Annotated in this window: 22 protein-coding genes; 20 read left to right on the top strand and 2 right to left on the bottom strand. The window is 65.6% G+C overall.

The features are described 5' to 3' along the window. Positions 1-28: 28 nt before the first annotated feature. The 11 genes from BBTA_RS22770 to BBTA_RS22720 all read left to right on the top strand — a co-directional run bounded on the left by BBTA_RS22770 (position 29) and on the right by BBTA_RS22720 (position 12,177). A complete protein-coding gene (locus BBTA_RS22770) occupies positions 29-1,378 on the top strand; it encodes an LLM class flavin-dependent oxidoreductase (protein WP_012044863.1) in 1,350 nt (449 codons plus the stop codon). A 144-nt stretch (positions 1,379-1,522) separates the two neighbouring features. After that, complete coding sequence (locus BBTA_RS22765; RefSeq protein ID WP_012044862.1) at positions 1,523-2,305, top strand: MetQ/NlpA family ABC transporter substrate-binding protein; 783 nt, start codon at positions 1,523-1,525, stop codon at positions 2,303-2,305. A gap of 66 nt (positions 2,306-2,371) precedes the next feature. Beyond that, a complete protein-coding gene (locus BBTA_RS22760; protein WP_012044861.1) occupies positions 2,372-3,598 on the top strand; it encodes an acyl-CoA dehydrogenase family protein in 1,227 nt (408 codons plus the stop codon). A gap of 259 nt (positions 3,599-3,857) precedes the next feature. Further along, the gene (locus tag BBTA_RS22755; RefSeq protein ID WP_012044860.1) at positions 3,858-5,522 is read left to right on the top strand and encodes a TIGR04028 family ABC transporter substrate-binding protein; all 1,665 of its coding nucleotides are present in this window, start codon (positions 3,858-3,860) and stop codon (positions 5,520-5,522) included. Between the two features lie 18 nt (positions 5,523-5,540). Beyond that, positions 5,541-6,485 (top strand): ABC transporter permease, encoded by a 945-nt coding sequence (locus BBTA_RS22750; protein WP_012044859.1) that lies wholly within the window; start codon positions 5,541-5,543, stop codon positions 6,483-6,485. Next, on the top strand, positions 6,482-7,357 hold the full coding sequence (locus BBTA_RS22745; RefSeq protein ID WP_012044858.1) for an ABC transporter permease: 876 nt from the start codon (positions 6,482-6,484) through the stop codon (positions 7,355-7,357). Before BBTA_RS22750 ends, BBTA_RS22745 begins: the two co-directional genes overlap by 4 nt. Next, positions 7,354-8,994 carry an ABC transporter ATP-binding protein gene (locus BBTA_RS22740; protein ID WP_012044857.1) on the top strand — a complete coding sequence of 547 codons (1,641 nt, stop codon included), beginning with the start codon at positions 7,354-7,356 and terminating at the stop codon, positions 8,992-8,994. Before BBTA_RS22745 ends, BBTA_RS22740 begins: the two co-directional genes overlap by 4 nt. Positions 8,995-9,018: 24 nt before the next feature. After that, the gene (locus BBTA_RS22735; protein WP_012044856.1) at positions 9,019-10,062 is read left to right on the top strand and encodes a putative FMN-dependent luciferase-like monooxygenase; all 1,044 of its coding nucleotides are present in this window, start codon (positions 9,019-9,021) and stop codon (positions 10,060-10,062) included. Positions 10,063-10,074: 12 nt separating this feature from the next. Next, positions 10,075-10,701, top strand: coding sequence for a CMD domain protein (locus BBTA_RS22730; protein ID WP_012044855.1), 627 nt, complete (start codon positions 10,075-10,077; stop codon positions 10,699-10,701). Further along, positions 10,694-11,302, top strand: coding sequence for an alkylhydroperoxidase domain protein (locus BBTA_RS22725; RefSeq protein WP_012044854.1), 609 nt, complete (start codon positions 10,694-10,696; stop codon positions 11,300-11,302). Before BBTA_RS22730 ends, BBTA_RS22725 begins: the two co-directional genes overlap by 8 nt. A gap of 365 nt (positions 11,303-11,667) precedes the next feature. Beyond that, entirely contained in the window at positions 11,668-12,177 is a 510-nt protein-coding gene (locus BBTA_RS22720) for an Lrp/AsnC family transcriptional regulator (RefSeq protein ID WP_012044853.1), read from the top strand. Positions 12,178-12,294: 117 nt separating this feature from the next. Here BBTA_RS22720 and BBTA_RS22715 read toward each other — a convergent pair whose 3' ends face one another. After that, positions 12,295-13,707, bottom strand: coding sequence for an LLM class flavin-dependent oxidoreductase (locus BBTA_RS22715; RefSeq protein ID WP_012044852.1), 1,413 nt, complete (start codon positions 13,705-13,707; stop codon positions 12,295-12,297). A 438-nt stretch (positions 13,708-14,145) separates the two neighbouring features. Here BBTA_RS22715 and BBTA_RS22710 point away from each other — a divergent pair, with 438 nt between their 5' ends. The 6 genes from BBTA_RS22710 (at position 14,146) to BBTA_RS22685 (ending at position 19,755) form a co-directional block, all read left to right on the top strand. Beyond that, the gene (locus BBTA_RS22710; protein WP_012044851.1) at positions 14,146-14,952 is read left to right on the top strand and encodes a MetQ/NlpA family ABC transporter substrate-binding protein; all 807 of its coding nucleotides are present in this window, start codon (positions 14,146-14,148) and stop codon (positions 14,950-14,952) included. 68 nt (positions 14,953-15,020) lie between these two features. Then, entirely contained in the window at positions 15,021-16,115 is a 1,095-nt protein-coding gene (locus tag BBTA_RS22705) for an ABC transporter substrate-binding protein (RefSeq protein ID WP_012044850.1), read from the top strand. Beyond that, on the top strand, positions 16,112-16,966 hold the full coding sequence (locus tag BBTA_RS22700; RefSeq protein WP_012044849.1) for an ABC transporter ATP-binding protein: 855 nt from the start codon (positions 16,112-16,114) through the stop codon (positions 16,964-16,966). Before BBTA_RS22705 ends, BBTA_RS22700 begins: the two co-directional genes overlap by 4 nt. Further along, positions 16,963-17,823, top strand: a complete 861-nt coding sequence (locus BBTA_RS22695; protein WP_012044848.1) for an ABC transporter permease — start codon at positions 16,963-16,965, stop codon at positions 17,821-17,823. Before BBTA_RS22700 ends, BBTA_RS22695 begins: the two co-directional genes overlap by 4 nt. Further along, positions 17,813-18,595 carry an ABC transporter permease gene (locus tag BBTA_RS22690; RefSeq protein ID WP_012044847.1) on the top strand — a complete coding sequence of 261 codons (783 nt, stop codon included), beginning with the start codon at positions 17,813-17,815 and terminating at the stop codon, positions 18,593-18,595. The genes BBTA_RS22695 and BBTA_RS22690 overlap by 11 nt, the downstream gene beginning before the upstream one ends. A 209-nt stretch (positions 18,596-18,804) precedes the next feature. After that, positions 18,805-19,755 carry a TauD/TfdA family dioxygenase gene (locus tag BBTA_RS22685; protein ID WP_012044846.1) on the top strand — a complete coding sequence of 317 codons (951 nt, stop codon included), beginning with the start codon at positions 18,805-18,807 and terminating at the stop codon, positions 19,753-19,755. A 77-nt stretch (positions 19,756-19,832) separates the two neighbouring features. On the opposite strand, the gene BBTA_RS22680 is transcribed toward BBTA_RS22685, so the two are convergent. Beyond that, positions 19,833-20,648, bottom strand: coding sequence for a class I SAM-dependent methyltransferase (locus BBTA_RS22680; RefSeq protein WP_012044845.1), 816 nt, complete (start codon positions 20,646-20,648; stop codon positions 19,833-19,835). 39 nt (positions 20,649-20,687) lie between these two features. Between BBTA_RS22680 and BBTA_RS40195 the strand changes: the two genes are divergently transcribed. The 3 genes from BBTA_RS40195 to BBTA_RS22670 are packed head-to-tail and all read left to right on the top strand — an operon-like array spanning position 20,688 to position 22,839. Continuing rightward, positions 20,688-20,999 (top strand): hypothetical protein, encoded by a 312-nt coding sequence (locus BBTA_RS40195; RefSeq protein ID WP_148221485.1) that lies wholly within the window; start codon positions 20,688-20,690, stop codon positions 20,997-20,999. A 34-nt stretch (positions 21,000-21,033) separates the two neighbouring features. Further along, complete coding sequence (locus BBTA_RS22675; RefSeq protein WP_012044844.1) at positions 21,034-21,378, top strand: DUF3088 domain-containing protein; 345 nt, start codon at positions 21,034-21,036, stop codon at positions 21,376-21,378. A 21-nt stretch (positions 21,379-21,399) separates the two neighbouring features. Beyond that, complete coding sequence (locus tag BBTA_RS22670) at positions 21,400-22,839, top strand: FAD-dependent oxidoreductase (RefSeq protein WP_012044843.1); 1,440 nt, start codon at positions 21,400-21,402, stop codon at positions 22,837-22,839. The last annotated feature ends 2 nt before the right edge of the window (positions 22,840-22,841 follow it).

Raw genomic sequence — 22,841 nt, 5'->3', positions numbered from 1 at the left:
TTTTCAAACCTCGTCTCGGAGATTTCTGATGGCCCGCCGCAAGGACAAGCTTTCGCTCGGTGCATTCCTCCTGTTCACGGGCCATCACGTCGCGGCGTGGCGCTCCAAGGATGCCTCCGACAGCCAGACACTGCAGGACTTCGTGCAGTTCGCCAGGCTTGCCGAGGACGCCAAGTTCGACGCGGTGTTCCTGGCCGATCAGGTTGGCGTCAAGATCGACCGGCTCAATGCGGCGAGCCGCAAGGCGCATACCGGCGTCTACCCGTTCGAGCCGCTGACGCTGCTGTCAGCGTTGTCGGCGGTGACGTCGCGGATCGGTCTCGTCGCGACGGTGTCGACCAGTTACAACGAGCCGTTCAACGTGGCCCGGCAGTTCGCCTCGCTCGATCGGCTGAGCGGCGGGCGCGCCGGCTGGAATCTCGTGACCTCGACCGATGCCTCGGCCGCGCTGAACTTCAATCATGACGGACTCATCCCGCATGCGGATCGTTACGCGCGGGCCGAAGAGTTCGCCGATGTCGTCAACGGGCTCTGGGACAGCTGGGAGGAGGGTGCCTTCCTGCGCGACCGCGCCGACGGCCGCTATTTCGATCCGGCCAAGCTGCATGTCCTCGATCACCGCGGCCGGCATTTCAAGGTGAGGGGGCCGCTCAATATTCCGCCAGCGCCGCAGGGCCGGCCGGTCGTGGTGCAGGCCGGGTCGAGCGAGCCCGGCAAGGCGCTGGCGGCCCGGACCGCAGAGGCCATCTTCACGGCGCAGCAGACGCTCGCCGATGCTGTGGCGTTCTATGCCGACGTCAAGGGCCGGCTGGCGAAGTTCGGCCGCCGGCCCGATGACCTCAAGATTCTGCCGGGCGTGTTTCCTGTGGTTGGTGAAACCGAAAGCGAAGCAAAGGAGAAGTTCGACTATCTGCAATCGCTGATCTCACCCGAGGTTGGCCTCGACCTGCTCGCGACCTTCCTCGGCACGACCGAGATCCTGAACGCCGATCCCAACGGTCCGGTGCCGGCCTTGAAGGAGACCGAGGGCGGCAAGAGCCGGCAGGCTTTGCTGGTCGATCTCGCCCGCCGCGAGGGCCTGTCGTTGCGTGACCTCTATCTGCGCATCGCCGGTGCTCGCGGCCATTGGCAGGTGGTGGGCACGCCGAGCCAGATCGCCGATCAGCTCGAAGAGCGCTTCGAGAACTACGGTGCCGACGGCTTTAACATCATGGCGCCGACCTTGCCGACGGGTCTTGAGGACTTCATTCGCCTGGTCGTGCCGGAGCTGCGCCGTCGTGGCCTGTTCCGTGAGGAATATGAAGGCCGCACCTTGCGCGATCATCTCGGCCTGCGCCGGCCGCAGCGGCGAAAGCCAGCGGCTGTTGCAGCCGAGTAGCTGCCGGTGATCGGCAGGCAGCCTGTCCCGCAGCCGTGGCCCCCTATGCCCAGATGCCGCGATGATGCCGTCCGGCAGCACGGCCAAGACTCCGCGCCGAGTGCGCGTCACCACTAGAACATGACGAATTGGAGATATTGCCCGATGAAGCGTTTCCTGTTGTCGATCTTCGCAGGACTGGCTCTGTTTGCTGCGCCGGCGCTGGCTGATCAAAAGATCAAGGTCGGAATTTCCGGCGGCGATGCCGAGATTCTTTGGGCGAAGGTGAAGGAGATCGCGGCCAAGGACGGGCTCGACGTCTCGGTCGTCGTCTTCAACGACTATCTGCTGCCGAATGCGGCGCTCGATGCCGGCGATCTCGACGCCAATGCGTTCCAGCATCGACCGTTTCTCGACAACCAGATCAAGACGCGGGGCTACAAGATCGTGCCGGTCGGCACCACGATCATCGCGCCGATCGGCCTCTACTCAAAGAAGGTAAAGTCGGTCGAGGAGATCAAGCCGGGCGCGTCGATCGGTATTCCGAACGATCCCTCGAACGGCGGTCGTGCGCTACTGCTGTTGCAGGCCCAGAAGTTGATCAAGGTGAAGGACGGCGTCGGCCTGCTGCCTACGGTGCTCGACGTGGTCGACAATCCGCGCAAGCTGCAATTCCGCGAGATCGACGCGGCGCAGCTGCCGCGCAGTCTCGGCGATCTCGATGCCGCCGTGGTCAATACCAACTATGCGGTTCCCGCGGGCCTTATCCCGGGCAAAGATTCGATTGCGATCGAATCGCCGGTCGACAATCCCTACAGCAACTTCATCGCGGTGCGCGAGCGCGACAAGGATGCGCCCTGGGTACCGACCCTGGTCCGTGCCTTTCAGAACGACGCGATCCGCCAGCTGATCAAGGACCGGCTGCCCGGACAGATCGCGGCATTTTGAGCCGGCGGCCGCGCGCGGCATGATCGACGTGGATCGTGACGATGATCGATCTTGAGGAGAATGGACATGACGCAGATCGAACTCGGCTGGGGCAGTGGCCCCAGCGCCCGCTACGAGCAGCTGGCCGAGCCGTTCAGGCCGCTGTTCCAAAAGATCCGCGCGAGCGCGGTGGAGCGGGATCTCGAGCGGAAGCTGCCGTACGACGAGATCAAGGCGCTGCGCGCTGCCGGCTTCACCGCCGTGCGTGTGCCCGTGGAGTTTGGCGGCGGCGGCGCGACTTTGCCGGAGCTGTTCAACCTGCTGATCGAGCTGTCCGAGGGCGACTCCAACGTTACCAATGCGGTGCGCGCGCATTTCGGCTTCACTGAGGATGTCCTGAACGCGCGCAATCCGCAGCGCCGCGCGCTGTGGCTCGGGCGCCTGGCCGAGAAGACGTTCTTCGGCAACGGTCACACCGAGATCGGCGACGCCAGCGTCAGCGCGTTCTCGACCGTGGTCTCGAAGAAGGATGGACGTGACGTCCTCAACGGCCGCAAATACTATACGACCGGCACCCTGTTCGCCGACTGGATCAATGTCGCGGCACAGCTCGAGAATGGTGAGCCCGTCGGCGTCGTGGTCTCGCGCCATGGCGGCGGCGTCGAGGTGCTGGATGACTGGAACGGCTTTGGCCAGGCGACCACCGCGAGCGGCACCGCAATCTTCACCGATGCGCCGGTCGAGCCGGACCAGATCGTTCCGGTCAGCGAACGCTTCAAGTATTCGAATCCGTTCTATCAGCTGGTCCATCTCGCGACCTTGGCCGGCATCGGCCGCGCCGCGGCCGGGGACGTCGCCCGTCTGGTCCGCGAGCGCAAGCGCGTATTCAGCCATGGCAATGCGTCGACCGTGGCGGCCGATCCGCAGATCCTGCAGATCGTGGGGCGTGTCCGCGGCAATGCCTATGCGGCCGGCCTGATCGTGCTCAAGGTCGCCGAGGCGCTGCAGCGCGCCCATGAGGCGTATCTCGGCGGTGACGAGGAGCACGCAGTCGCGGCGATCGCGATTGCGGAGATCGAGCTCGATCAATCGGTCACCGTGGTCTCGGATCTGATCCTGCAGGCGACCACCATCCTGTTCGATGCGCTCGGCGCCTCCTCGGCCGCGAAGCCGCTCGCGCTCGACCGCTACTGGCGCAATGCCCGGACCATCATCTCGCACAATCCGCGGGTCTATCGCGACCGCATCGTCGGCGACTTCGCCGTCAACGGCACGCCGCCCCCCGGCCAGTACCGGATCGGCACAGCGGGGTAGGGGCCGGCCGTGGTGTGATGGTCGGCGCGATGCTCGCGGCGTGCGCCTCGACGCATGCTGCGTGCCTGAGATCGTCTGGAAAGGTCGAAGTGAGAAACATTCTCCTTCGATCCTCATCGACGATAGCTTCATTCCATCTCAGCTTGCCAAATTGCCAGCAAAGTCTGCGAATCCTCGCATAAGGTGCAGGAAAATTCTTTGTGAGAAGCCGGCCGGCGCAGCCCGGAACGATGCGGCTCACCACTTCAGGAGATTGATCATGTCGGATGGTTTGCGAACCCCGGCTCCGTCCCGGCGTGCCTTTCTCGCCGGCACTGCGTCGCTGGCCACGAGCGTGGCGCTTGGCAGCGGCGTGGGAGCCGTGCAGGCGCAGGGGACCGCGCCCGTCACCGGCGGACGGTTGGTCTATCTCGAGCAACAGGCTCACACCAATCTCTATCCGCCGGCCGGCGGTTTCTATCCGAACGGCGGCGTGCTCAATCAGATCACGGACAAGCTGACCTACCAGAATCCGAAGACGCTGAAGATCGAGCCGTGGCTCGCCGAGAGCTGGAGCTTCAACGCCGACCGGACGGAGTATGTCTTCAAGCTGCGTAAGGGCGTGACGTTCTCCGACGGCACCCCGCTCGATGCGGCGGCCGTGGCCAAGAATTTCGACGTCTACGGCAAGGGCAGCAAGGAGCTGCGTCATCCGGTCTCCGAGGTGATCAACAACTATGCCGGAAGCGAGGTCGTCGATCCGCTCACCGTGCGGTTCCGCTTCAGCAAACCGTCACCGGGCTTCCTGCAGGGGACCTCAGTGATTGGCTCCGGGATCGTATCGCCGGCGACGCTGGATCGTCGTTTCGATGAGCTCGGCGACGCCACGAAGATCATCGGCAGCGGCCCGTTCGTGGTGGCAAGCGAGCAACTCGGTCGCGAGTTGGTGCTGGCCGCGCGCAAGGACTACGCCTGGGCGCCGGCCAGCTCGGCCAATCAGGGCCGACCCTATCTTGACGAGATCCGCTATATCGTGACCGGCGAGGACAGCGTCCGCATCGGCGCGCTGCTCGCCGGCCAGGCCGACGTCATCCGCCAAGTGCAGGCTTATGACGAAGCCCAAGTCGAGAAGGCTGGCTATCGGATCTACGCGCCGTCGACGCGCGGCGTGAACAACAGCGTCGTGTTCCGCCCCGACAATCCGCTGGTCGCCGACATCCGCGTGCGCCGCGCGCTGCTGCATGCGACCAACGCCAAGGAGATCGTGGAGTCGCTGTTCTCGGAGCACTATCCGCAGGCGACCTCGGTCATCGCCTCGACGGCGCAGGGCTATGTCAACCTCTCGGACAAGCTGACCTTCGATCCGGCCAAGGCGCAGGCGCTGCTCGACGAGGCCGGTTGGAAGCCTGGCCGCAACGGCGTGCGCCAGCGCGGTGCGCAGGAGCTCGCTCTGACGGCCTATGAATCGCTGCCGCAGCCGCAGAACCGCGCGACCTTGCAGCTGATCGCCCAGCAATGGGCGCGGGTCGGCGTGAAGCTCACGGTGCTCGCCGGCGATTCCGGCAGTCGCGCCACCGACGATCTCGATCCGCTCAAGACGCCGGTGTCGCCGGCCATGGTCGGGCGCGCCGATCCCGACGTCATCAAGAGCCAGTATCACTGGGAGAACCGCGACATGCTGCGGCAGAAGCCGGGCCGCGGCAAGGTCAACGAATTCGTCGACGCGAAGCTCAATGAGCTGCTCGAAGCCATCGCAGCCGAGGTGAATGAGGAGAAGCGGCTCGACTACGTGGTGCAGGTGCAGACCTATCTGCTCGACCAGGCCTATGTCATCCCGATCTTCGAGGAGCCGCAGGCGTTCGCGGCGGCGCCCTATGTCCAGGGGCTCGGCTTCGAGGCGGTCGGGCGGCCGTCGTTCTACAACACCTGGCTCGCCAAACGCTGATCGGGATAGGGGCACGCGATGGCGCGCTACATCCTCACGCGGCTGCTGCAGGCGGTGTTCGTGCTCTGGGCCGCGTTCACGGTCAGCTTCATCCTGCTGCAGGCGTTGCCGGGCGACGAGATCCTGATCAAGTTCGAGAACCCGGATCTCGGACTCTCGAAGCAGCAGATTGCCGACATCCGGCTCGCTTACGGCGCCGACGTGCCGCTGCATCAGCAATATCTGTTTTCGCTCGGCCGCGTGCTGAGCGGCCAGCTCGGCAATTCGATCCAACGCGGCGTGCCGGTGATCGATGCGATCGCCGCCAACCTGCCGTCGACCCTGCGCTTGACCGTCCTCGGCTTCGTGACCGCGGCAAGCCTGGCGCTCGTGATCGCGTTCCTCGCCACGCTGACGCCATTCGCGTTCCTGCGGTCGCTGCTGCGCGGCCTGCCGTCGCTGTTCATCTCGCTGCCGGTGTTCTGGCTCGGCATCGTGCTGATCCAGGTCTTCTCGTTCCAGCTCAAGCTTATTCCGGTGATCGGCGCAGGGCCGTGGGAAGGGTTGGTGCTCCCGGTGCTGGCGCTGGCCGTTCCGATCTCGGCGCCGCTCGCCCAGGTGCTGGTGCGTTCGATCGACGAGGTCGAAACCCAGGGCTTCGTGGCGGTCGCCCGCGCCAAGGGCGCGTCGCGGCGCTGGGTGCTGTGGCGCCATGTGTTCCGCAATGCCGTGCCGCCCACTCTGACCATCGGCGGCGTGCTGTTCGGCGAGCTGCTCGCCGGCGCCGTCGTCACCGAGACGGTGTTCGGCCTCAACGGTCTCGGCCGGCTGACCGAGCAGGCCGTCAACCTGCAGGACGCCGCCATTCTGCAGGCCATCGTGCTGATCGCAGCGCTCGGCTTCGTGCTGGTCAATCTCAGTGTCGACCTGGTGATGCCGATCCTCGATCCGCGGCTGCGCAAGGCATTCGGGGGCGCATCATGAGCATCGTGCAGTCTCCGGAAGGCTTCGCGACAGCGGATCAGCCATCTGTCTCGTCGGAGCGTTGGCGCGCCAGATTGCGCCGGCTGCGGCCGGGACTTGTGCTGGCGTGGGCGACGGTCGCGATCGCGGTGGCCTGGGCAACGCTGCCCTGGCTCTTCACCAGCTACAGCCCGGTCGATGGCGTTCCGCGGCAGCGGCGGCTTCCCCCGGGCGCGCTGCACTGGTTCGGCACCGATGAGCTTGGGCGCGATCTCTATGCGCGTGTCGTCCATGGCGCGGTCCACACGCTGAGCGGCGCGCTGATCTCCGTCGCCGTCGGCCTGGCCATGGGCACGCTGATCGGCCTGATCGCGGGCTCGGTCGAGCGGCGGCTGGACGATGCCATCATGCGCGTGATCGATGTGATGCTCGCCGTGCCCGCGCTGCTGCTGTCGCTCTCGATCATCATCATTCTCGGCTTCGGCACCGTGAACGCGGCCATCGCGGTCGGCGTTGCCTCGATCGCGAGCTTTGCGCGGCTGGCGCGGTCCGAAGTCGTGCGCGTCCGGCGCATGGACTATGTCGAGGCGGCGTTCGGCAGCGGTGGGCGGTTCTTCGCCGTGCTCTGGCGCCACGTGCTGCCGAACTCGCTGACGGCGGTGCTGGCCCTGGCTGCGCTGCAGTTCGGGCATGCGGTGCTCGCGATCTCCACGCTCGGCTTCCTCGGCTACGGCGCGCCGCCGCCGACGCCGGAATGGGGACTGTTGATTTCCGAAGGCCGCAACTACATCTCGACCGCCTGGTGGCTCACCGTGTTTCCCGGCCTCGTTGTGGTCGCGGTGGTGCTCGCGGCCAACCGCATCGGTCAATCGCTCGTGCGGAGGACGCTGTGACGGCTGCACCCAACGTTCCCTCCCTGCTGGCCGTCGACAATCTCGCCATCTCCTATGCGAGCGGGGAAAGCCGCCAGCAGGTCGTGCATGACGTGTCGTTCGAGGTGCGCCCCGGCGAGTTCGTGGCGCTGGTCGGCGAATCCGGCTCCGGCAAGACCACGATCGCGCAATCCGTCATCGGCCTGCTGCCGCGCAACGGCCGGATTGAGGCCGGCGCCATCCGCCTCAACGGCATCACGATCTCGGACTGGAACGACACGAGGCTGAATTCGCTGCGCGGCGCGCGCATCAGCCTGGTACCGCAGGATCCCGGCCAGTCGCTCAATCCGACGCGGACGATCGGTGCCCAGATCGGCGAGATCTTCCGCATCCATGGCCAGCGCGACCGCGCCGAGATCAGGCGGCGCGTCATCGAGCTGATCACCCGGGTCGGGCTATCCGATCCTGAGCTGCGCGCCGGGCAGTATCCGCACGAGCTGTCGGGCGGCATGCGCCAGCGCGTCCTCATCGCCATCGCCATCGCGCTCAAGCCCGAGCTGATCATCGCTGACGAGCCGACCTCGGCGCTCGACGTCACCGTCCAGCGCCGCATCCTCGATCTGATCGATGATCTCAGGCGCGAGATCGGCACCGCGGTGCTGCTGATCACCCATGATCTCGGCATTGCCGCCGACCGCGCCGACCGTATCGTCGTGCTCAGGCATGGCCGCATCCAGGAGCAGGGCGAGACGCGGCAGCTGATCGCTGCGCCGCAGAACGTCTACACCCGCCAGCTCCTCGCCGACGTGCCGGTGCTGGCGGAAGCCGTGCTGCGGCCTGCGCCGTCGGCAGCCGCGGCCGACGCCGTCCTGGTCCGCAACCTGACCGTGGAATTCGGGACCGCTTGGAGCCGGACGCGGTTCCGTGCGGTCGACGACGTCTCGTTCAGGGTCGCCAAGGGAACGACGCATGCCATTGTCGGCGAGTCCGGCTCGGGCAAGACAACCACGGTGCGCGCCATCGTCGGTTATCAGCGCCCTACCTCCGGACAGGTGATCGTCGCGGGCACCGAGCTGTCCTCGCTGCGCGGCGAGCGGCTGCGCCAGTTCCGGCGGTCGATTCAGCTCGTCTACCAGAACCCGTTCGGCTCGCTCGACCCGCGGCAGGACATCCGCGACATCATTGCCGAGCCGCTGCTGAACTACGCGCCGGTCCTCCGCCTCGAACGGCAACGAAAGGTCGAGGCGATGCTCGACCGCGTCAAGCTGCCACGCGCCGTCCTCGACCGGCGTCCGGCGGCCCTGTCCGGCGGACAGCGCCAGCGTGTCGCCATTGCCCGCGCCTTGATTCTCGATCCGCCGATCCTGGTGCTCGACGAGGCCGTGTCGGCGCTCGACGTGACCGTGCAGGCGCAGATCCTGAAGCTGCTCGACGAGCTGCAGCGTGAGCTGTCGCTGACCTATCTGTTCGTCTCGCACGACCTCGCTGTCGTCAGGCAGATCGCGGACACCGTCTCGGTGTTCAAGAACGGCCGGATCGTCGAGAGCGGTGCGGTCGAATCCGTTTTCCATCATCCGCGCGATCCGTATACGATCGACCTCATCGCCGCCGTGCCCGGCCGCAATCTGCCGCGACGCGTCGCGATTGCGGCCGAATGAAACTGCAGACTGGACTCAATCGTCATGACACAACCTACCAAACGTCTCGGCTTCTTCTCGCGCCTGCTGGACCAGACCACCGCGGCCGAGCGCTACCGCCTCGCAGCCGAGCAGATCGTGCACGCCGAACGTCACGGCTTCGACAGCGCCTGGGTCGCGCAGCATCATTTCCACGAGCAGGAGGGCGGGCTGCCATCGCCGTTTCCGTTTCTTGCCTATGTCGCGGCACGCACCTCGCGCATTCGTCTGGGCACCGGTGTCATCACCCTTCCGATGGAGGATGCGGTCCGCGTCGCCGAGGACGCGATCGTCACCGATCTGCTCTCCGACGGCCGTCTGGAAGTCGGCCTCGGTGCAGGGTCTACGCCGGCCTCGTTCGAGGCCTTCGGCCTCTCCGCCGAGCAGCGCCACGAGGCGTATCAGGCGCGTCATAAGATTTTGTTGGACGCCTGGGCCGGCGAACCGCTCGGGCATGACGAGAACCGGCTCTACCCGGCCGCGCCGCATCTCATCGAGCGGGTGTGGCTGGCGAGCTTCTCCGTTTATGGCGGGGTTCAGGCGGGCCGCGCCGGTGACGGGCTGATGCTGTCGCGGACGCAGCCGAGGCCGGCCGAGCAGCCGCAGCTGCGCCTCGACGAGATCCAGAATCCGATCATCGATGCCTATCTCGAGGCGTTGCCCGCAGGGCGCGCGCCGCGCATCATGGCCTCGCGCAGCCTGTTCGTGGCGGATGATCGCGCCGAGGCCCTGCGGCTCGCCGAGATCGGGCTCGCCCGCGTCGCGCATCGCTTCGCCAAGCAGGGGCATCGCATCGGCAGCGGCTCGTTGCAGGACGTCATCAAGGCGCTCGATGTGCATGTTGGCACGCCGGACGATGTCATCGAGACGCTGCGTGCCGACAGCGTGCTGGCGCGCGCGACCGACCTCGTGTTCCAGGTCCATTCCGTCGATCCGCCGCATCCTCACATTTTGCGTTCGATCGAGCTCACCGCGGCGCATGTCGCGCCGGCGCTGGGCTGGGTCAACCGGCATACGCCCGCGAAGCCGTTGCTCGCGAGCGTCGGCTGATCGGAGTCCGCCATGTCCATCAAGATCGACGTCATCGACCAGCTCGTCGGCATTGTTCCGGGGTCCTCGCTTGATCTGATCCGGCGACGCCGGGGGCAGGCGCGCGACAATGCGCAGGCGAGCTTCGATGCGCTGTTTGCGCCGGCGACGCCGGGTGAAGTCTCTCGGATTGAACGCTTGGCGGTCGCCGCCTTCGTTGCAGGATTGACGGGCGAGCCAGCAACGGCGTCGTTCTATCTCGCGGAGACCGCTCGCCTCGGCGCTGCGACGGGCGAGGCGGTGGGCCGTGAGCTTGCGCAGGGCCGGACCAAGGGGCCTTATGGCCGCTATCCCGACGGTCCGCTGTCGCATGAAACCGTCGCCGGTCCCGTCTACGAGCCCGATGCAGCGGCGCGCGAGGCGCTCGGCACGCGTCTCGCCGCGGCGTTCCGTCATGCGCATCTCCTGGTCCTGCATCCGCGCGATGCCGCTCCGGCCGATCTGCAGGCGCTGCTCGACGCCGGCTGGACCACGCCGTCGATTGTCACGCTGTCGCAGATCATCGCCTTCGTCTCCTTCCAGTCGCGTGTCGTCGCCGGCCTGATCGCCCTGAACGCCACTGCGGCCGAGCCGCGCTCCGAGGAAGCTGCCCATGTCTGACACCGTCGTCACGCATTCCGGCCACGTTGCGCCGGAGGTTTTCACCCAGGCGCAGCTCGACTGGCTGCCCTGGCTGCAGCCGCCGGCGGAAGAGAGCCTCAGCGCCGAGCAGCAGGACGCGCTGATCGATCGCGCCCGTGCCAAATCGGCCTATTTCCGGCTGCTGGCGAGCGATCCTGCGATCCTCAAGGCGCGCACGCTGACCGACAAGGACATCTTCTACAACAGCGATGCCGGATTGCCCCGCGCCGAGCGCGAGCTGGCTGCGGCTGCGGTGTCGCGCTTCAATGGCTGCATCTACTGCGCCTCGGTCCATGCGCGCTTCTCCGCCACCTATTCCAAGCGCGGCGAGGATATCGAACGCTTGTTGGCGGAAGGCGTGACCGTCGAGCTCGACGCGCGCTGGAAGGCGATCGTCGCGGCCTCGGTCGCGCTGACTGAGACCCCGGTTGCGTTTGGCCAGGACGAGATCGCCGCGCTCCGCGCAGCGGGTCTCGACGACCTCGCCATTTCCGACGCGATTCACGCGGCGGCGTTCTTCAACTGGGCCAATCGGCTGATGCTGACGCTCGGTGAGCCGGCGCTGCCTTCGGCGGGGTGACGACCTCGCATCGGGGGCAGCTCGTCTATGGGGGCGCGCTGCTCTCGCTGCGGTCACGAGCCGATGTCGACCCTGCCGGCCGGTACTGGCCATGTTGGGTCGGTAAAGCGCCGGACGTCGCTGCGCGCGATCCTCGTCTGACGCGATCCAGAGGCTGTATTGCTCCTCCTCGTCCCTTGCCTTGCGCTCTCTGCCGGCAGCGGTCGTCCGCCATGGCGCGAGAAAGAATGACCGTTGCGGCGGGGTGCCATTTCGAGAAGAGATATTTCACAATCTCGCACTTTTACGCGCCAAATATCAGCTTGAATAGAATATGCTTCTATGCAGAGTTCTTGTGGTCAAGTTATTAGAAGAAAGTTTCCCGAATGGCGGATGTTGCTGTGTCCTCGTCGAATGCGTCAAGGCGTATCGACACCATCGATCGCAAGATCCTGACGGTGCTGCAGGAGAATGCGGCGCTGTCGGTCGCCGAAATCGGCGAGCGTGTCGGCCTGTCCTCGACGCCTTGCTGGAAGCGGATTCAGCGCCTGGAGGCCGATGGCATCATCAAAGGCAAGGTCGCGCTGGTCGATCAGAACAAGATCGGTCTCGGATTGTCGGTGTTCGTGTCTGTCGAAAGCGGCGATCATTCGGACGCATGGCTGAAGACGTTTGCCGAGGTGGTCAGCGCAATGCCGGAAGTCATGGAATTCTACCGCATGGCAGGCGACGTCGACTACATGCTGCGCGTGGTCGTGGCCGACATGCAGAGCTATGATCTGTTCTACAAGAAGCTGATCGGTGCCGTAGCCTTGAAGAACGTGACGTCAAGGTTCGCAATGGAGAAGATCAAATCAGTGACGGCGTTGCCTGTTCCGGCGGTCGAGGCGGCCTAGCCGATCTGGTTCGATGTGGGAGGGCAGCGTTGGAGGGCAGCAATATGGTGCCGTCTGCCCTCTAAAATGTCCATGTTCGCTCGCGCGGAGCCGTTTGCCCTCGAACCCTTACGTATGTCACTCGGCCGCGTCTCTTGCGTGGTGACTGGACTGCAAGGTTGCAGGATCGCGATAGCCGGCGCCGGGATGCGTCGTGTGCAGCAGGGGGCCGCGGCCGGGGAATAGCTTTTCTCGCAAGGTGCTGTCGCGATAGGCCGTCTTGTACACGCCGCGCGACTGCAGTTCCGGCACCACCAGATCGACGAAGGCTTCGAGGGATTCCGGCGCCACCAGGCGGAACAGGTTGAAGCCGTCGACGTCGGTCTCGTCGGCCCAGGCGATCAGCTCGTCGGCGACGTCCTGCGGTGAGCCGACGACGAAGGGCGAGCGCGCGCCGGCCCGGCTCAGGGCGGCGAGGTCGCCGATGCGGACCGGACGCTCGCTGCGCACGGTAAAGTTCTCGACCATCGACTGGATGGCATTGCTCTCGACATAGCGGATGGGATCGTCCGGATTGTAGGTCGAGAAATCGATGCCGGCCCAGCCCGAGAGCAGCGCGAGCTGTCCGGCCTGGTCGACATAGGCTGCGTAGTCGGCGAGCAGGTCATGCGCCTCGGCCCGCGTCGGCGCCACGATGACGGTGGCGCCTGCAAACAGGCGGATGTCATAGGGATCGCGGCCGGCGTCCTTTGCCGCCTCCCGGATCTCGCGCACGGCGCGCGCCAGCACCGGCCGCGTCTGGCCGTTCAGGAAGATCGCCTCGGCATGCCGGGCGGCGAACGCGCGGCCGCGCGTCGACGTGCCGGCCTGGTAGAGCAGGGGCGTGCGCTGCGGCGAGGGCTCGGCGAGATGGATGCCGTCGACCTTGAAATGCGCGGCGTCATGCCGGACCCGGTGCACTTTCGATGAATCGGTGAACAGGCCCGCGGCGCGGTCGCGGCGCACCGCGCCGGGCTGCCAGCTGCCCTCCCAGAGCTTGTAGACAGCGGCGAGGAACTCATCCGCCGCATCGTAGCGGTCGTCATGGGCGCGGTTGTTCGGCAGGCCCATGCCACGCGCGCCGCTGTCGAGATAGCCGGTCACGATGTTCCAGCCGATCCGGCCGCCGCTGAGATGATCGAGCGTCGAGAAGCGCCGCGCGAACTGGTAGGGGTGCTCGTAGGTCAGGTTCGCGGTGATGCCGAAGCCGAGATGCCGGGTGACGAGCGCCATCGCCGACACCAGCAGCGTCGGCTCGGCGTTCGGTAGCTGGATCGCCTGCGCCAGCGCGGTGTCGGGGCTGTTACCGTACACGTCATAGACGCCGAAGACGTCGGCGAGGAAGATGCCGTCGAGCAGGCCACGCTCGGCCGTCCTGGCATAGTCGACCCAATAGTCCAGCGTGTTGTAGTCGACCGAACGGTCGCGCGGATGCGACCACAGTCCGCCCCAATTGTGGCTCGGCGCCATCATGTTGAAGGCGTTGATCCGGAGCTCACGCGGCTTGGTCATAGGCGATTTCCAGTGTGCGGCTAGACGTGCGGCTCAACGCGAGTCCTACGATATGGCGCTGCCTGTCTGCACCGACGATAGCAGCTCACGTGGAGCACGTTGTTTCGATTTCAAGCCGGCCTAATAGCAATCCTTCTGCCGTCATGTGCCGAAACGACATGGTTTAACCGGCGGGCAGAAGCCTCGGCATAAGCCCCGCAGTAACGCGTCTGATCGGCTGATGAGCAGAATATGTCGTGCGATGCAGGCGGGGGAACGTGAAACCGAACAACAAATAAGTCCTTCGATGCAGCGATCAGGGAAGAAACCGGCCACGCAACCGCGCAACAAAGGACGCGCATCGTTTTTTCTCGCAGGTGCTCGACAGGCACGCGGTCCCTGCACATCATTGTTAGCCCGGCGGTCGATGCCGCCCGCGACCATGAGGATGTGATATTGATGAAGATGTTGTTGCGCGTGGCGCTCGCCTTGGGCCTCGTATCCGGACTTTCAGTGGCAGGTCGCGCTGATGAGCCGCTCAAGATCTCGACCAGCGCCGGCCCGATCGGGCAGCTCGTCGGCTTCGCCGCCAAGCTCGCCAAGGAAAAGGGCCAGGACGTCAAGGTCGTCGAGCTGTCCGATTGGGTCGCGATCAACGAGGTTGTCAATTCGGGTGACGTCGATGCCAATCTGTTCCAGCACGCCACCTATCTCGCCCTGCAGAACAAGCAGCGCGGCTATAATTTCGTGCAGGTCGACAAGGTCGGCGTGATCGCGCCGGTCGGGCTGTTCTCGAAGAAGATCAAGGCGCTCGACGAGGTCAAGGAGGGCGCGTCTGTCGCCATCCCCAATGAGCCGCTCAATGGCGCGCGCGGGCTGATCCTGCTGGAGCGGGCCGGCCTGATCAAGCTGACGCCGGGCAAGGGGTTCTCGGTCTCGAAATTCGACATCATCGAGAACCCGAAGAATCTGAAGATCGTCGAGCTCGATCCCGCGCAGACCTACCGCTCGCTCGACGACGTCACGCTCGCTTTGGTCAACATCACCTATCTGATCCCGGCCGGCGGCGATCCGAAATCCGCACTTATCATCGACCGGACGATCGACGATGGCCTGGTGCTGCGCTTCACCGCGCGCGCCGACAAGAAGGACAATCCGAAGCTGAAGGCCTTTATCGAGGTCTTCAAGTCGCCGGAGGTCAAGCAGTTCATCGAGGAGAAGCTGCCGGCGTTCATTCCGGCCGGCTTCGACACCAAGGCGTCCTGAACAGGATCGGCGGCTGCGTCTCGGGAGCGAGCTCCGCCGGCTCCCGAGGCGCAGCGACCGGAAGAGGAATGAGAGACATGATGTCGACGCGCAAGCAATTCTCGATCGGGCTGGCAGCAGCGCTGGCCCTCGGTCTGCTCAGCCTGGCAGAGGCCGCAGCCGAGCCGCTGACGGTGCGGATCGGCTTCGCCTCGGTCGGGGCCGACAACCGGCAGTTCTCCGGCGGCTCGTCGGCTGCGATCGCCCATGCCGAGCGCTATGTCGAGCAGGAGCTGCGCGACCTGCCGGACGTCAAGATCGAATGGTCGTTCTTCAAGGGCGCGGGCCCCGCCGTGAACGAGGCCTTCGCCAATAACCAGCTCGATTTCGCTCTGCAGGGCGACCTGCCGCAGATCATCGGCCGCGCCAACGGGCTGAAGACGAAGATCCTGCTGGCCTCGGGCGCGCACGCGCCGATCTACCTTGCCGTGCCGAAGGACTCCCCGATCCGCAAGGTCGCCGACCTCAAGGGGCGCAAGGTCTCGATCTTCCGCGGCACCAACAACCATCTCGCGGCGGTGAAGGTGCTGGCGGGCTATGGCCTGCAGGAGAAGGACGTCCAGGTCATCAACATGGATACGGCGACGACCAATGCCGCGCTGACGTCGCGCGACATCGACGCGGCCTTCGGGAACTTCCCGCTGGCAAGCCTGGTGGAGAAGAACATCGCCGACATCATCTACACGACCAAGGGCGATAATCCAGCCTACGAGCGGCACTCGACCTTGATCGGGCAGGAGAGCTTCATCACCACCCATCCCGACGTGACGCAGAAGATCGTCTCGGCGATCGTGCGCGCGGCGCGCTGGTCGTCGGACGAAGCCAATCGCGAGGCGTTCTTCGAGATCTCGGCGCGCTCCGGCTTCCCGGCGGCGGGCTATCGGTTCGACTTCAAGGACCAGGAGCTGAAATACCGCAACACGCCGATCATCGACGCCTCGATCATCGAGAGCTATCGCGTCCAGGCGCGGCAGGCCAAGGAGTTCGGCCTGCTCCGCCGCAACGTCGAGATCGACGGCTGGTTCGACCGTTCCTTCCTCGACAAGGCGCTGAAGGAGCAGGGGCTGGTCGGATACTGGACCGAATTCGGCGCGGACGGCAAGCCGGTGGCGGCAGGCCAATGAGCCGCGCGGCTGAACGGGCCATTCGTGCCGAGACGCCGAACGCAGATCAGGCGGCCGCCCGCGGCCGGCTGGAGGTGCGTGGCGTCTCCAAGGCGTTCACCGTCAATGGCGCGCCGATCGCAGCACTCAACGATGTCTCGCTGACGGTGAGGCCCGGCGAGTTCGTCGCGCTCCTGGGCCCCAGCGGCTGCGGCAAGTCCACCTTGCTGCGCCTGATCGCCGGGCTCGATCGCGATTACAAGGGCTGCATCGTGCAGGACGGCGAAGCCGTCACCAGTACGAGCCTGGAGCGCGGCATCGTGTTCCAGGAGCCGCGGCTGTTTCCCTGGGCCACGGTCCGCCAGAACATCGCGCTCGGCCTGAAGAACGCGCCGATCAGCGAGGCCGACAAGCGCGCGGCGGTCGCGGCACATATCGCGCTGGTCGGCCTCGACGGCTTTGCCGAGGCCTATCCGCATCAGTTGTCGGGCGGCATGGCGCAGCGTGCGGCGATCGCGCGCGGGCTGGTCAACCGGCCGCGGCTGCTGCTGCTCGACGAGCCGTTCGGTGCGCTCGATGCGCTGACGCGTGCCCGGCTGCAGACCGAGCTGCAGCGGATCTGGGCGCATGAGAAAATCACCATGATCCTGGTCACCCACGACGTCGACGAGGCGGTGTTTCTCGGCGACCGTGTCGTCGTGCTGGCGCCGCGGCCCGGGCGCATCTCGCGCATCTTCGATGTTCCGGCGGCCCGGCCGCGCGCACGCAGCGACGACGACCTGGTCCGGCTCCGCAACGAGGTGCTGCGCACGCTCGAACATGACAGCGCGGCCGATCCGCAGCTGAGTCCCGGCAGCCGGAGGGACGCATGAGCGATGCGGTTATCGAGACGGCTCTGAGTACGAGGCGTGCGTTCGCCGCGCGGGGCTGGCGCGAATGGTCTGGCACCATGATGTTGTTGGCGCTGATCACGCGCGCGAAGGCGACAGCTTGGCTCCTGATCGTCCCGGCCGTCACGCTGCCGATCTGGATCATCGGCAGCGAGCGCGGCTGGCTGGCCGAACAGATCCTGCCGCGGCCGGCCGACGTGTTGCATACGCTCAACGAGATGCTCGCGAGCGGCGAACTGGCGCAGCATGCCGGCATCAGCCTGCTGCGGGTGCTGCTCGGCTTTGCGGTCGGCGCCGGCGCGGGCCTCGCGCTCGGCGCTGCGATGGGCCTGTCGCGGCGGGTCGACGATCATGTCCGCCCGCTGTTCACGGCGATCGCACAGGTGCCCGCGCTGGCCTGGATCCCGCTGGCGATGCTGTTGCTCGGCATCGGCGAGACTTTGAAGATCGTGGTCATCGCCAAGGCAGCGTTCGTGCCGGTCGCGATGAATACCAGTGCCGGGATCGCCAACGTGCCGCGCGCGCTGGTCGAGGTCGGCGAGACGTTCCGCTTCTCGCCGCTGCAGATGCTGCGCCATGTCGTGCTGCCCGGTGCAGTGCCGCCGATCTTCACCGGCCTGCGCTACGGACTGACCCATGCCTGGATCGCGCTGGTCAGCGTCGAGCTGCTCGCCTCGTCCGAGGGGCTCGGCTATCTCCTGGTCTGGGGCCGGCAGATGTTCTGGCTCGACACGGTGCTTGTCGCGATGATCGTGATCGGCATCATCGGCTTCGCCAGCGACAAGCTGCTGGCGGCGGTCGAGGCGCGGCTGCAACGGTGGCGCACGGATGGCGTCTGAGAATATCGCGACGCCGTCAGCCACGACTGCCTTGCGGCGCGGGCTTGTGCTGCCGCTGCTGCTGCTCGTCGCCTGGGAGATCGGCAGTCATTCGGGTCTGGTCAATCCGCAATTCCTGCCGCCGCTGGAAAAAGTCGCCGGCGTTGCCTGGCAGGAGGTCGCGAACGGCGAATTGCCTCACGCGCTGGCGGCCAGCCTGAAGCGCGATCTGCTCGGCTTCGCGCTCGGTGCCGGCGTCGGCATCCTCGTCGGCCTGCTGCTCGGTCTCTCCAGCATTGCCGATCGCATCTTCACGACGTGGTTCAACGGCCTCAAGCAAATCGCGCTGCTGGCCTGGATTCCTCTGATATCGCTGTGGTTCGGCTTCGACGAGGCGGCCAAGATCGTGTTCATCGCGCTCGCCGCATCCATCCCCGTCATCCTCAACACGGTCGAGGGCGTGCGCTCCACCTCGACCAAGCTCAGGGAAGTCGGCGAGGTCTTCCGGTTCAGCGGGCCTCAGCTGGTGTGGTCGCTCTATCTGCCGGCGGCGACGCCCTCGGTGCTGACGGGACTGCATCTCGGACTGATCTATGCGTGGCTGGCGACCATCGGCGCCGAGTACTTCATGGCCGCGGGGCCGGGCATCGGCGGCCTGATCATTTCGGGGCGCGAGCGTTTCGAGATGGCCTTGGTGATGTTGGGGATCGTCGTGGTCGGCCTGGTCGGATTCGCTGTGGACCGCAGCGCCAGCTGGATCGAGCATCGGCTGGTGCGTTGGCGTCAGGCCTGAGATGTGAGCACAGACCGCGACAAGCTGAACTGCGCCTGCGTTGTTCTCACGGAGCTATTGCGAGGCGATGGTCTCTTTCTTCGGAATTGACAAGTTTGAAAGCCAATTCTGCCGGCTTGCGTATAGCCTTCGATGAGCGTCGCTGATCCAGACATCTGCGATGTCAGATACAACGACGTCCCACACCAGAAACGCACCGGGAGCCTGCCATGGCCAGCGTCCATTCAGTTCCGCAATCCAGTCCGACCGCAGGGCGGTCGATCCAGGCCTCCGACGTCTCCAGGCTGTCGGCCCGGATCGGCGCCGAGATCCGCAATGTGAGATTGTCTGGAGACCTGCCTGATGCACTCGTCAAGGAGATCAACGATCTCCTGCTGCAGCATCGCGTAATCTTCTTCCGTGGCCAGGATCATCTCGACGATGCCGAGCAGGAGCGCTTTGCTAAACGGCTCGGTGATCTCGTCCCGCATCCGACCGTCGGCGCGATCAAGGGGACGGCCTCCATCCTGGAGCTCGATTCCGGTCGTGGTGGTGGCCGCGCCGACTCCTGGCATACCGATGTGACCTTCGTCGATGCCTATCCCAAGGCGGCCGTGTTGCGGGGCGTCGTGATCCCGGAGTTCGGCGGCGATACGATCTGGTCGAATACGGCCGCCGCCTATCAGGATCTCCCGGCGCCGCTGCAGCGGCTGGCCGATGAGCTGTGGGCAGTTCACAGCAATGCCTACGACTATGCAGCGACGCGGAGCCGGGCGACCGAGGCCGACCGCAAGCATTTCGAGGAGGTGTTCACCGGCACGATCTACGAGACCGAGCATCCTGTCGTTCGCGTGCATCCGGAGACCGGCGAGCGCACGCTGCTGCTCGGCAATTTCGTCCAGCGCTTTGTCGGCATCCGTAAGGCCGACGGTCAGAAGCTGTTCGACCTGTTCCAGTCCTACATCACCGCGCCGGAGAACACCGTGCGCTGGCGCTGGAAGCAGGGCGACATCGCGATCTGGGACAACCGCGCGACCCAGCACATCGCCGTCAACGACTACGGAGATCAGCGCCGCATCGTGCGGCGCGCGACCATCGACGGCGACATTCCGGTCGGCGTCGACGGCCGCAAGAGCGTGACTCGTGTCAAGGCGCCGAAGCCAGTCCATCGGGCTGCCTGACATCGGGTGTCAACATGCGAGCGGCGGCCCGTGACGCGCGCGGGCCGCCGCTTGACGTTTGCCGTGACGCAGTCGAACTAATCCGGCTTGCGCGCGAAAGCGTAGCGCAGGTAGCGGGCGAGCTTCAGGCCTTCGGGGGTGCGATGCGCCTCGACCAGTTCGGCGAAGGCCGCGCGAATCCGCTTGCCTTCGGCATAGGAAAAGCCGTCCAGGAAGTTGCCGAAGGCGCTGCTCTCGGACCAGCCGAGCAGCTCGTCGGCGCTGCCATGCGTCTCCACCAGGGTCCGCAGCTCGCTGCGATAATCGACGAATCCCGTCTGATCGAACAATGCACGCAGCTCGTCGTCGGTCGCGGCGTGAACGCCATGAGCGGTCAGTCGCCCAGCGTCGAGCCCGGACTCGGCCACCGCGCGCCGCAGCAGGAGTCGGGATTGGTGCGGCGCCGTCGGGTCCTGAATGGTGAGCCCGATGCGGCCGCCCGGCCGCAGCACCCGTTGAGCCTCGGCCAGCACTGTGCGCTTGTCGGCGATCCAGTGCAGCACGCTGTTGAAATAGATGACGTCGAATTCGCCGGCCGCGAAGCGGGACAGATCCTCGGCACGGCCGGTGTCGAACACGAGGTTAGTCGACTGGCGTAGCCGGGCGATGGCAATGCGGCTCTCCAGCGGATCGATGCCGACGACGTGGCCTTTGGGGCCGACCAGATGGGCAGCGAATTCGGCAAGCCGGCCGGTTCCGGTGCCGACGTCGAGCACCCGCTCGCCGGATCTCAGCGCCAGCGGTTCGAGCAGCAGCTTGCCATGGTTGAACTGGATGACGCCGAGCTGCTCATAGGCGCGGGCGAGCTCCGGCGTGTCCTGTTGAAGGCTGATGACGGCGATAGGGTCTGGCATGGCGATATCCGTTGAGACGCTGCGGCGCAGGAACGTGGCGTGAGCCGGCTGCGCAATATTCGAAACTCTAGCTGTGTGCTGCTGATGCTGTCGATGAAATGGATTTGCCTTCTTGCCCGCGATGCGAGCACGAATGCGTCGTTGATGGCACTTCGTCTGGAAGGCGAATTGCCCGCGTCGACGGATGCGAAGGCTAGCCGCGATCGGCGAGCTCACACTGAGAAACGCGAATTGCTAACGCGGCATATGGATCGTTTCACGATCGCCATCCTCATCAGTCGATCGTTGCATCAACGCGCAAACAAAGCATGTTCTGTTTCATTGACCGCATGCCGATCGCTTCTAGGATGAGACCAATGCGTCGATCCTTTGGTGATACTCCAGCATGAGCGGCGATCGGCTTTTCCTTCTCGCGCCGGGATTTCGCGACGTCGCGCGTCCTGGACGCTTCTTCGTCTGCCCGCACTGCAATGCGATCGAGGGGCTGCTCGGGTCGTTCCCGGGCCTTGCGACGCAGATCGAGGTTTATCGTCTGCCGTTCGATCGGCCGCGTGAGGCAGTCGTGGCGCTGCTCGGCGAGCCGCATCAGTCCCTTCCGGTGCTGATCTTTGCCGATGACAAGCCGGTCCCGGCCGACGTGCAAGTGGCGAATGGCCGCCGCTTCATCGACGATCCCGGCCGAATCCTCAGCTATCTCGCAGAACGCTACGGCTTTCCCTACGTCCACTGATACCAGCTCCGGAGACGATAGATGTCCCAACCCAATCTCGATGGTCCCGCGCGCGACACGCTACGGCTGATCGGCCCCGATCCGCAGAACTGGGTGCCTGATCGCAACGGCGTCGATCATAACGTCGTCGTGGTCGGCGGCGGACATTCCGGCAGCACGTTTGCGTTCGCGTTGCGTCGCTCAGGTATCGGCAAGGTGGCGGTGATCGACGCGGCGAAGGATGCAGCCAACAGCGGCATCTGGCTGACGACGGCACGCATGAAGAGGCTGCGCACGCCGAAGACTCTGCCGGGGCCGGAGCTCGGGCTGCCGGGTCTGAGCTTCCAGGCCTGGTATGAGGCTCGCCATGGCGAGGCCGCCTATGCCGAGATCGACCGCATCGCGCGGGTCGACTGGGCGGCTTATCTCGACTGGTACCGTTCGGTGCTCAACATCAAGGTCCAATATGGCACGCGGCTGCTGCGCATCGAGCCGGCGGCCGATCATCTCAAGCTGCATATCGAGCGCGACGGCAAGACGCGGACGGAGACCACGCGCAAGGTCGTCCTCGCGAACGGCTTTCTCGGCGCTGGTGGACCTTACGTGCCGGAGGTGATTGCGCACAGGCTGCCGCCCTCGCTCTATGCGCATACGTCGCAGGCGATCGACTTTCCGGCGTTGCGGGGCAGGTCGGTGGCAGTGGTCGGAAGCGCGGCGTCGGCGTTCGACGCGGCGGCGGTCGCGCTCGAAAGCGGGGCGGCCGAGGTGCATCTGTTCGCGCGCCGTCATGAGCTCGCTTCGCTGCCGGTGATCCGCATCCGCGGCTATCCTGGCGCCTATGACAATTACGGCGCGCTCCCGGATGCGATCCGCTGGCACCAGGCCATCCGCTTCCGTCAGGCCGGCTCGACGCCGCCGCCGGATGCGATCGCTCGTGCCGTCAAGCATCGCAATTTCCATCTGCATCTGTCGTCCCCTTGGACCGATGTGAGGACCGAAGACGAGCGCGTGGTCGGCGTGACGCCGCGCGGCGACTTCAAGTTCGACTTCGTCATTCTCGGCACCGGGTATACCGTCGATGCGCATCGCCGGCCGGAGCTGGCGGACTTTGCCGACCACATTCTGCTGTGGCGCGATCGCTTCACGCCGCCGTCCGACGAGCAGGACGATGGCCTCGGCACCTATCCGTATCTCGGCGCCGGTCACGAATATCTCGAGAAGCAGCCGGGCCGGGCGCCCTATCTGAAGAACATCCACGTGTTCAATCCGGCGGCCTTCGTCAGCTATGGTCTGCCGGTCGGCGACGTCCCGAGCTTCAAGCGTGACATTCCGGGGGTGGTGTCGCGAATCAGCCGTGATCTGTTCCTCGACGACCTGCCGGCGCACGAGGCGCGCATCAACGGCAGCGTCGATCCAGATTTCGGCGGCGAGCTGTACGCGTCGGCGATCTGGCGCGGGCCCCTCAACGTCGCGGCGGAATAGAT

The organism is Bradyrhizobium sp. BTAi1 (assembly GCF_000015165.1).
GTDB lineage: Bacteria > Pseudomonadota > Alphaproteobacteria > Rhizobiales > Xanthobacteraceae > Bradyrhizobium > Bradyrhizobium denitrificans.
The sequence above is the reverse complement of the archived record's forward strand: the minus strand, read 5'-3'. Positions and strand labels throughout refer to the sequence as shown.

Bases quoted from the DNA above. Each gene is read 5' to 3' on its own strand.
- BBTA_RS22770 (WP_012044863.1), top strand. From the start codon at position 29: ATGGCCCGCCGCAAGGACAAGCTTTCGCTCGGTGCATTCCTCCTGTTC.
- BBTA_RS22765 (WP_012044862.1), top strand. From the start codon at position 1,523: ATGAAGCGTTTCCTGTTGTCGATCTTCGCAGGACTGGCTCTGTTTGCT.
- BBTA_RS22760 (WP_012044861.1), top strand. From the start codon at position 2,372: ATGACGCAGATCGAACTCGGCTGGGGCAGTGGCCCCAGCGCCCGCTAC.
- BBTA_RS22755 (WP_012044860.1), top strand. From the start codon at position 3,858: ATGTCGGATGGTTTGCGAACCCCGGCTCCGTCCCGGCGTGCCTTTCTC.
- BBTA_RS22750 (WP_012044859.1), top strand. From the start codon at position 5,541: ATGGCGCGCTACATCCTCACGCGGCTGCTGCAGGCGGTGTTCGTGCTC.
- BBTA_RS22745 (WP_012044858.1), top strand. From the start codon at position 6,482: ATGAGCATCGTGCAGTCTCCGGAAGGCTTCGCGACAGCGGATCAGCCA.
- BBTA_RS22735 (WP_012044856.1), top strand. From the start codon at position 9,019: ATGACACAACCTACCAAACGTCTCGGCTTCTTCTCGCGCCTGCTGGAC.
- BBTA_RS22730 (WP_012044855.1), top strand. From the start codon at position 10,075: ATGTCCATCAAGATCGACGTCATCGACCAGCTCGTCGGCATTGTTCCG.
- BBTA_RS22725 (WP_012044854.1), top strand. From the start codon at position 10,694: ATGTCTGACACCGTCGTCACGCATTCCGGCCACGTTGCGCCGGAGGTT.
- BBTA_RS22720 (WP_012044853.1), top strand. From the start codon at position 11,668: ATGGCGGATGTTGCTGTGTCCTCGTCGAATGCGTCAAGGCGTATCGAC.
- BBTA_RS22715 (WP_012044852.1), bottom strand. From the start codon at position 13,707: ATGACCAAGCCGCGTGAGCTCCGGATCAACGCCTTCAACATGATGGCG.
- BBTA_RS22710 (WP_012044851.1), top strand. From the start codon at position 14,146: ATGAAGATGTTGTTGCGCGTGGCGCTCGCCTTGGGCCTCGTATCCGGA.
- BBTA_RS22705 (WP_012044850.1), top strand. From the start codon at position 15,021: ATGAGAGACATGATGTCGACGCGCAAGCAATTCTCGATCGGGCTGGCA.
- BBTA_RS22700 (WP_012044849.1), top strand. From the start codon at position 16,112: ATGAGCCGCGCGGCTGAACGGGCCATTCGTGCCGAGACGCCGAACGCA.
- BBTA_RS22695 (WP_012044848.1), top strand. From the start codon at position 16,963: ATGAGCGATGCGGTTATCGAGACGGCTCTGAGTACGAGGCGTGCGTTC.
- BBTA_RS22690 (WP_012044847.1), top strand. From the start codon at position 17,813: ATGGCGTCTGAGAATATCGCGACGCCGTCAGCCACGACTGCCTTGCGG.
- BBTA_RS22685 (WP_012044846.1), top strand. From the start codon at position 18,805: ATGGCCAGCGTCCATTCAGTTCCGCAATCCAGTCCGACCGCAGGGCGG.
- BBTA_RS22680 (WP_012044845.1), bottom strand. From the start codon at position 20,648: ATGCCAGACCCTATCGCCGTCATCAGCCTTCAACAGGACACGCCGGAG.
- BBTA_RS22675 (WP_012044844.1), top strand. From the start codon at position 21,034: ATGAGCGGCGATCGGCTTTTCCTTCTCGCGCCGGGATTTCGCGACGTC.
- BBTA_RS22670 (WP_012044843.1), top strand. From the start codon at position 21,400: ATGTCCCAACCCAATCTCGATGGTCCCGCGCGCGACACGCTACGGCTG.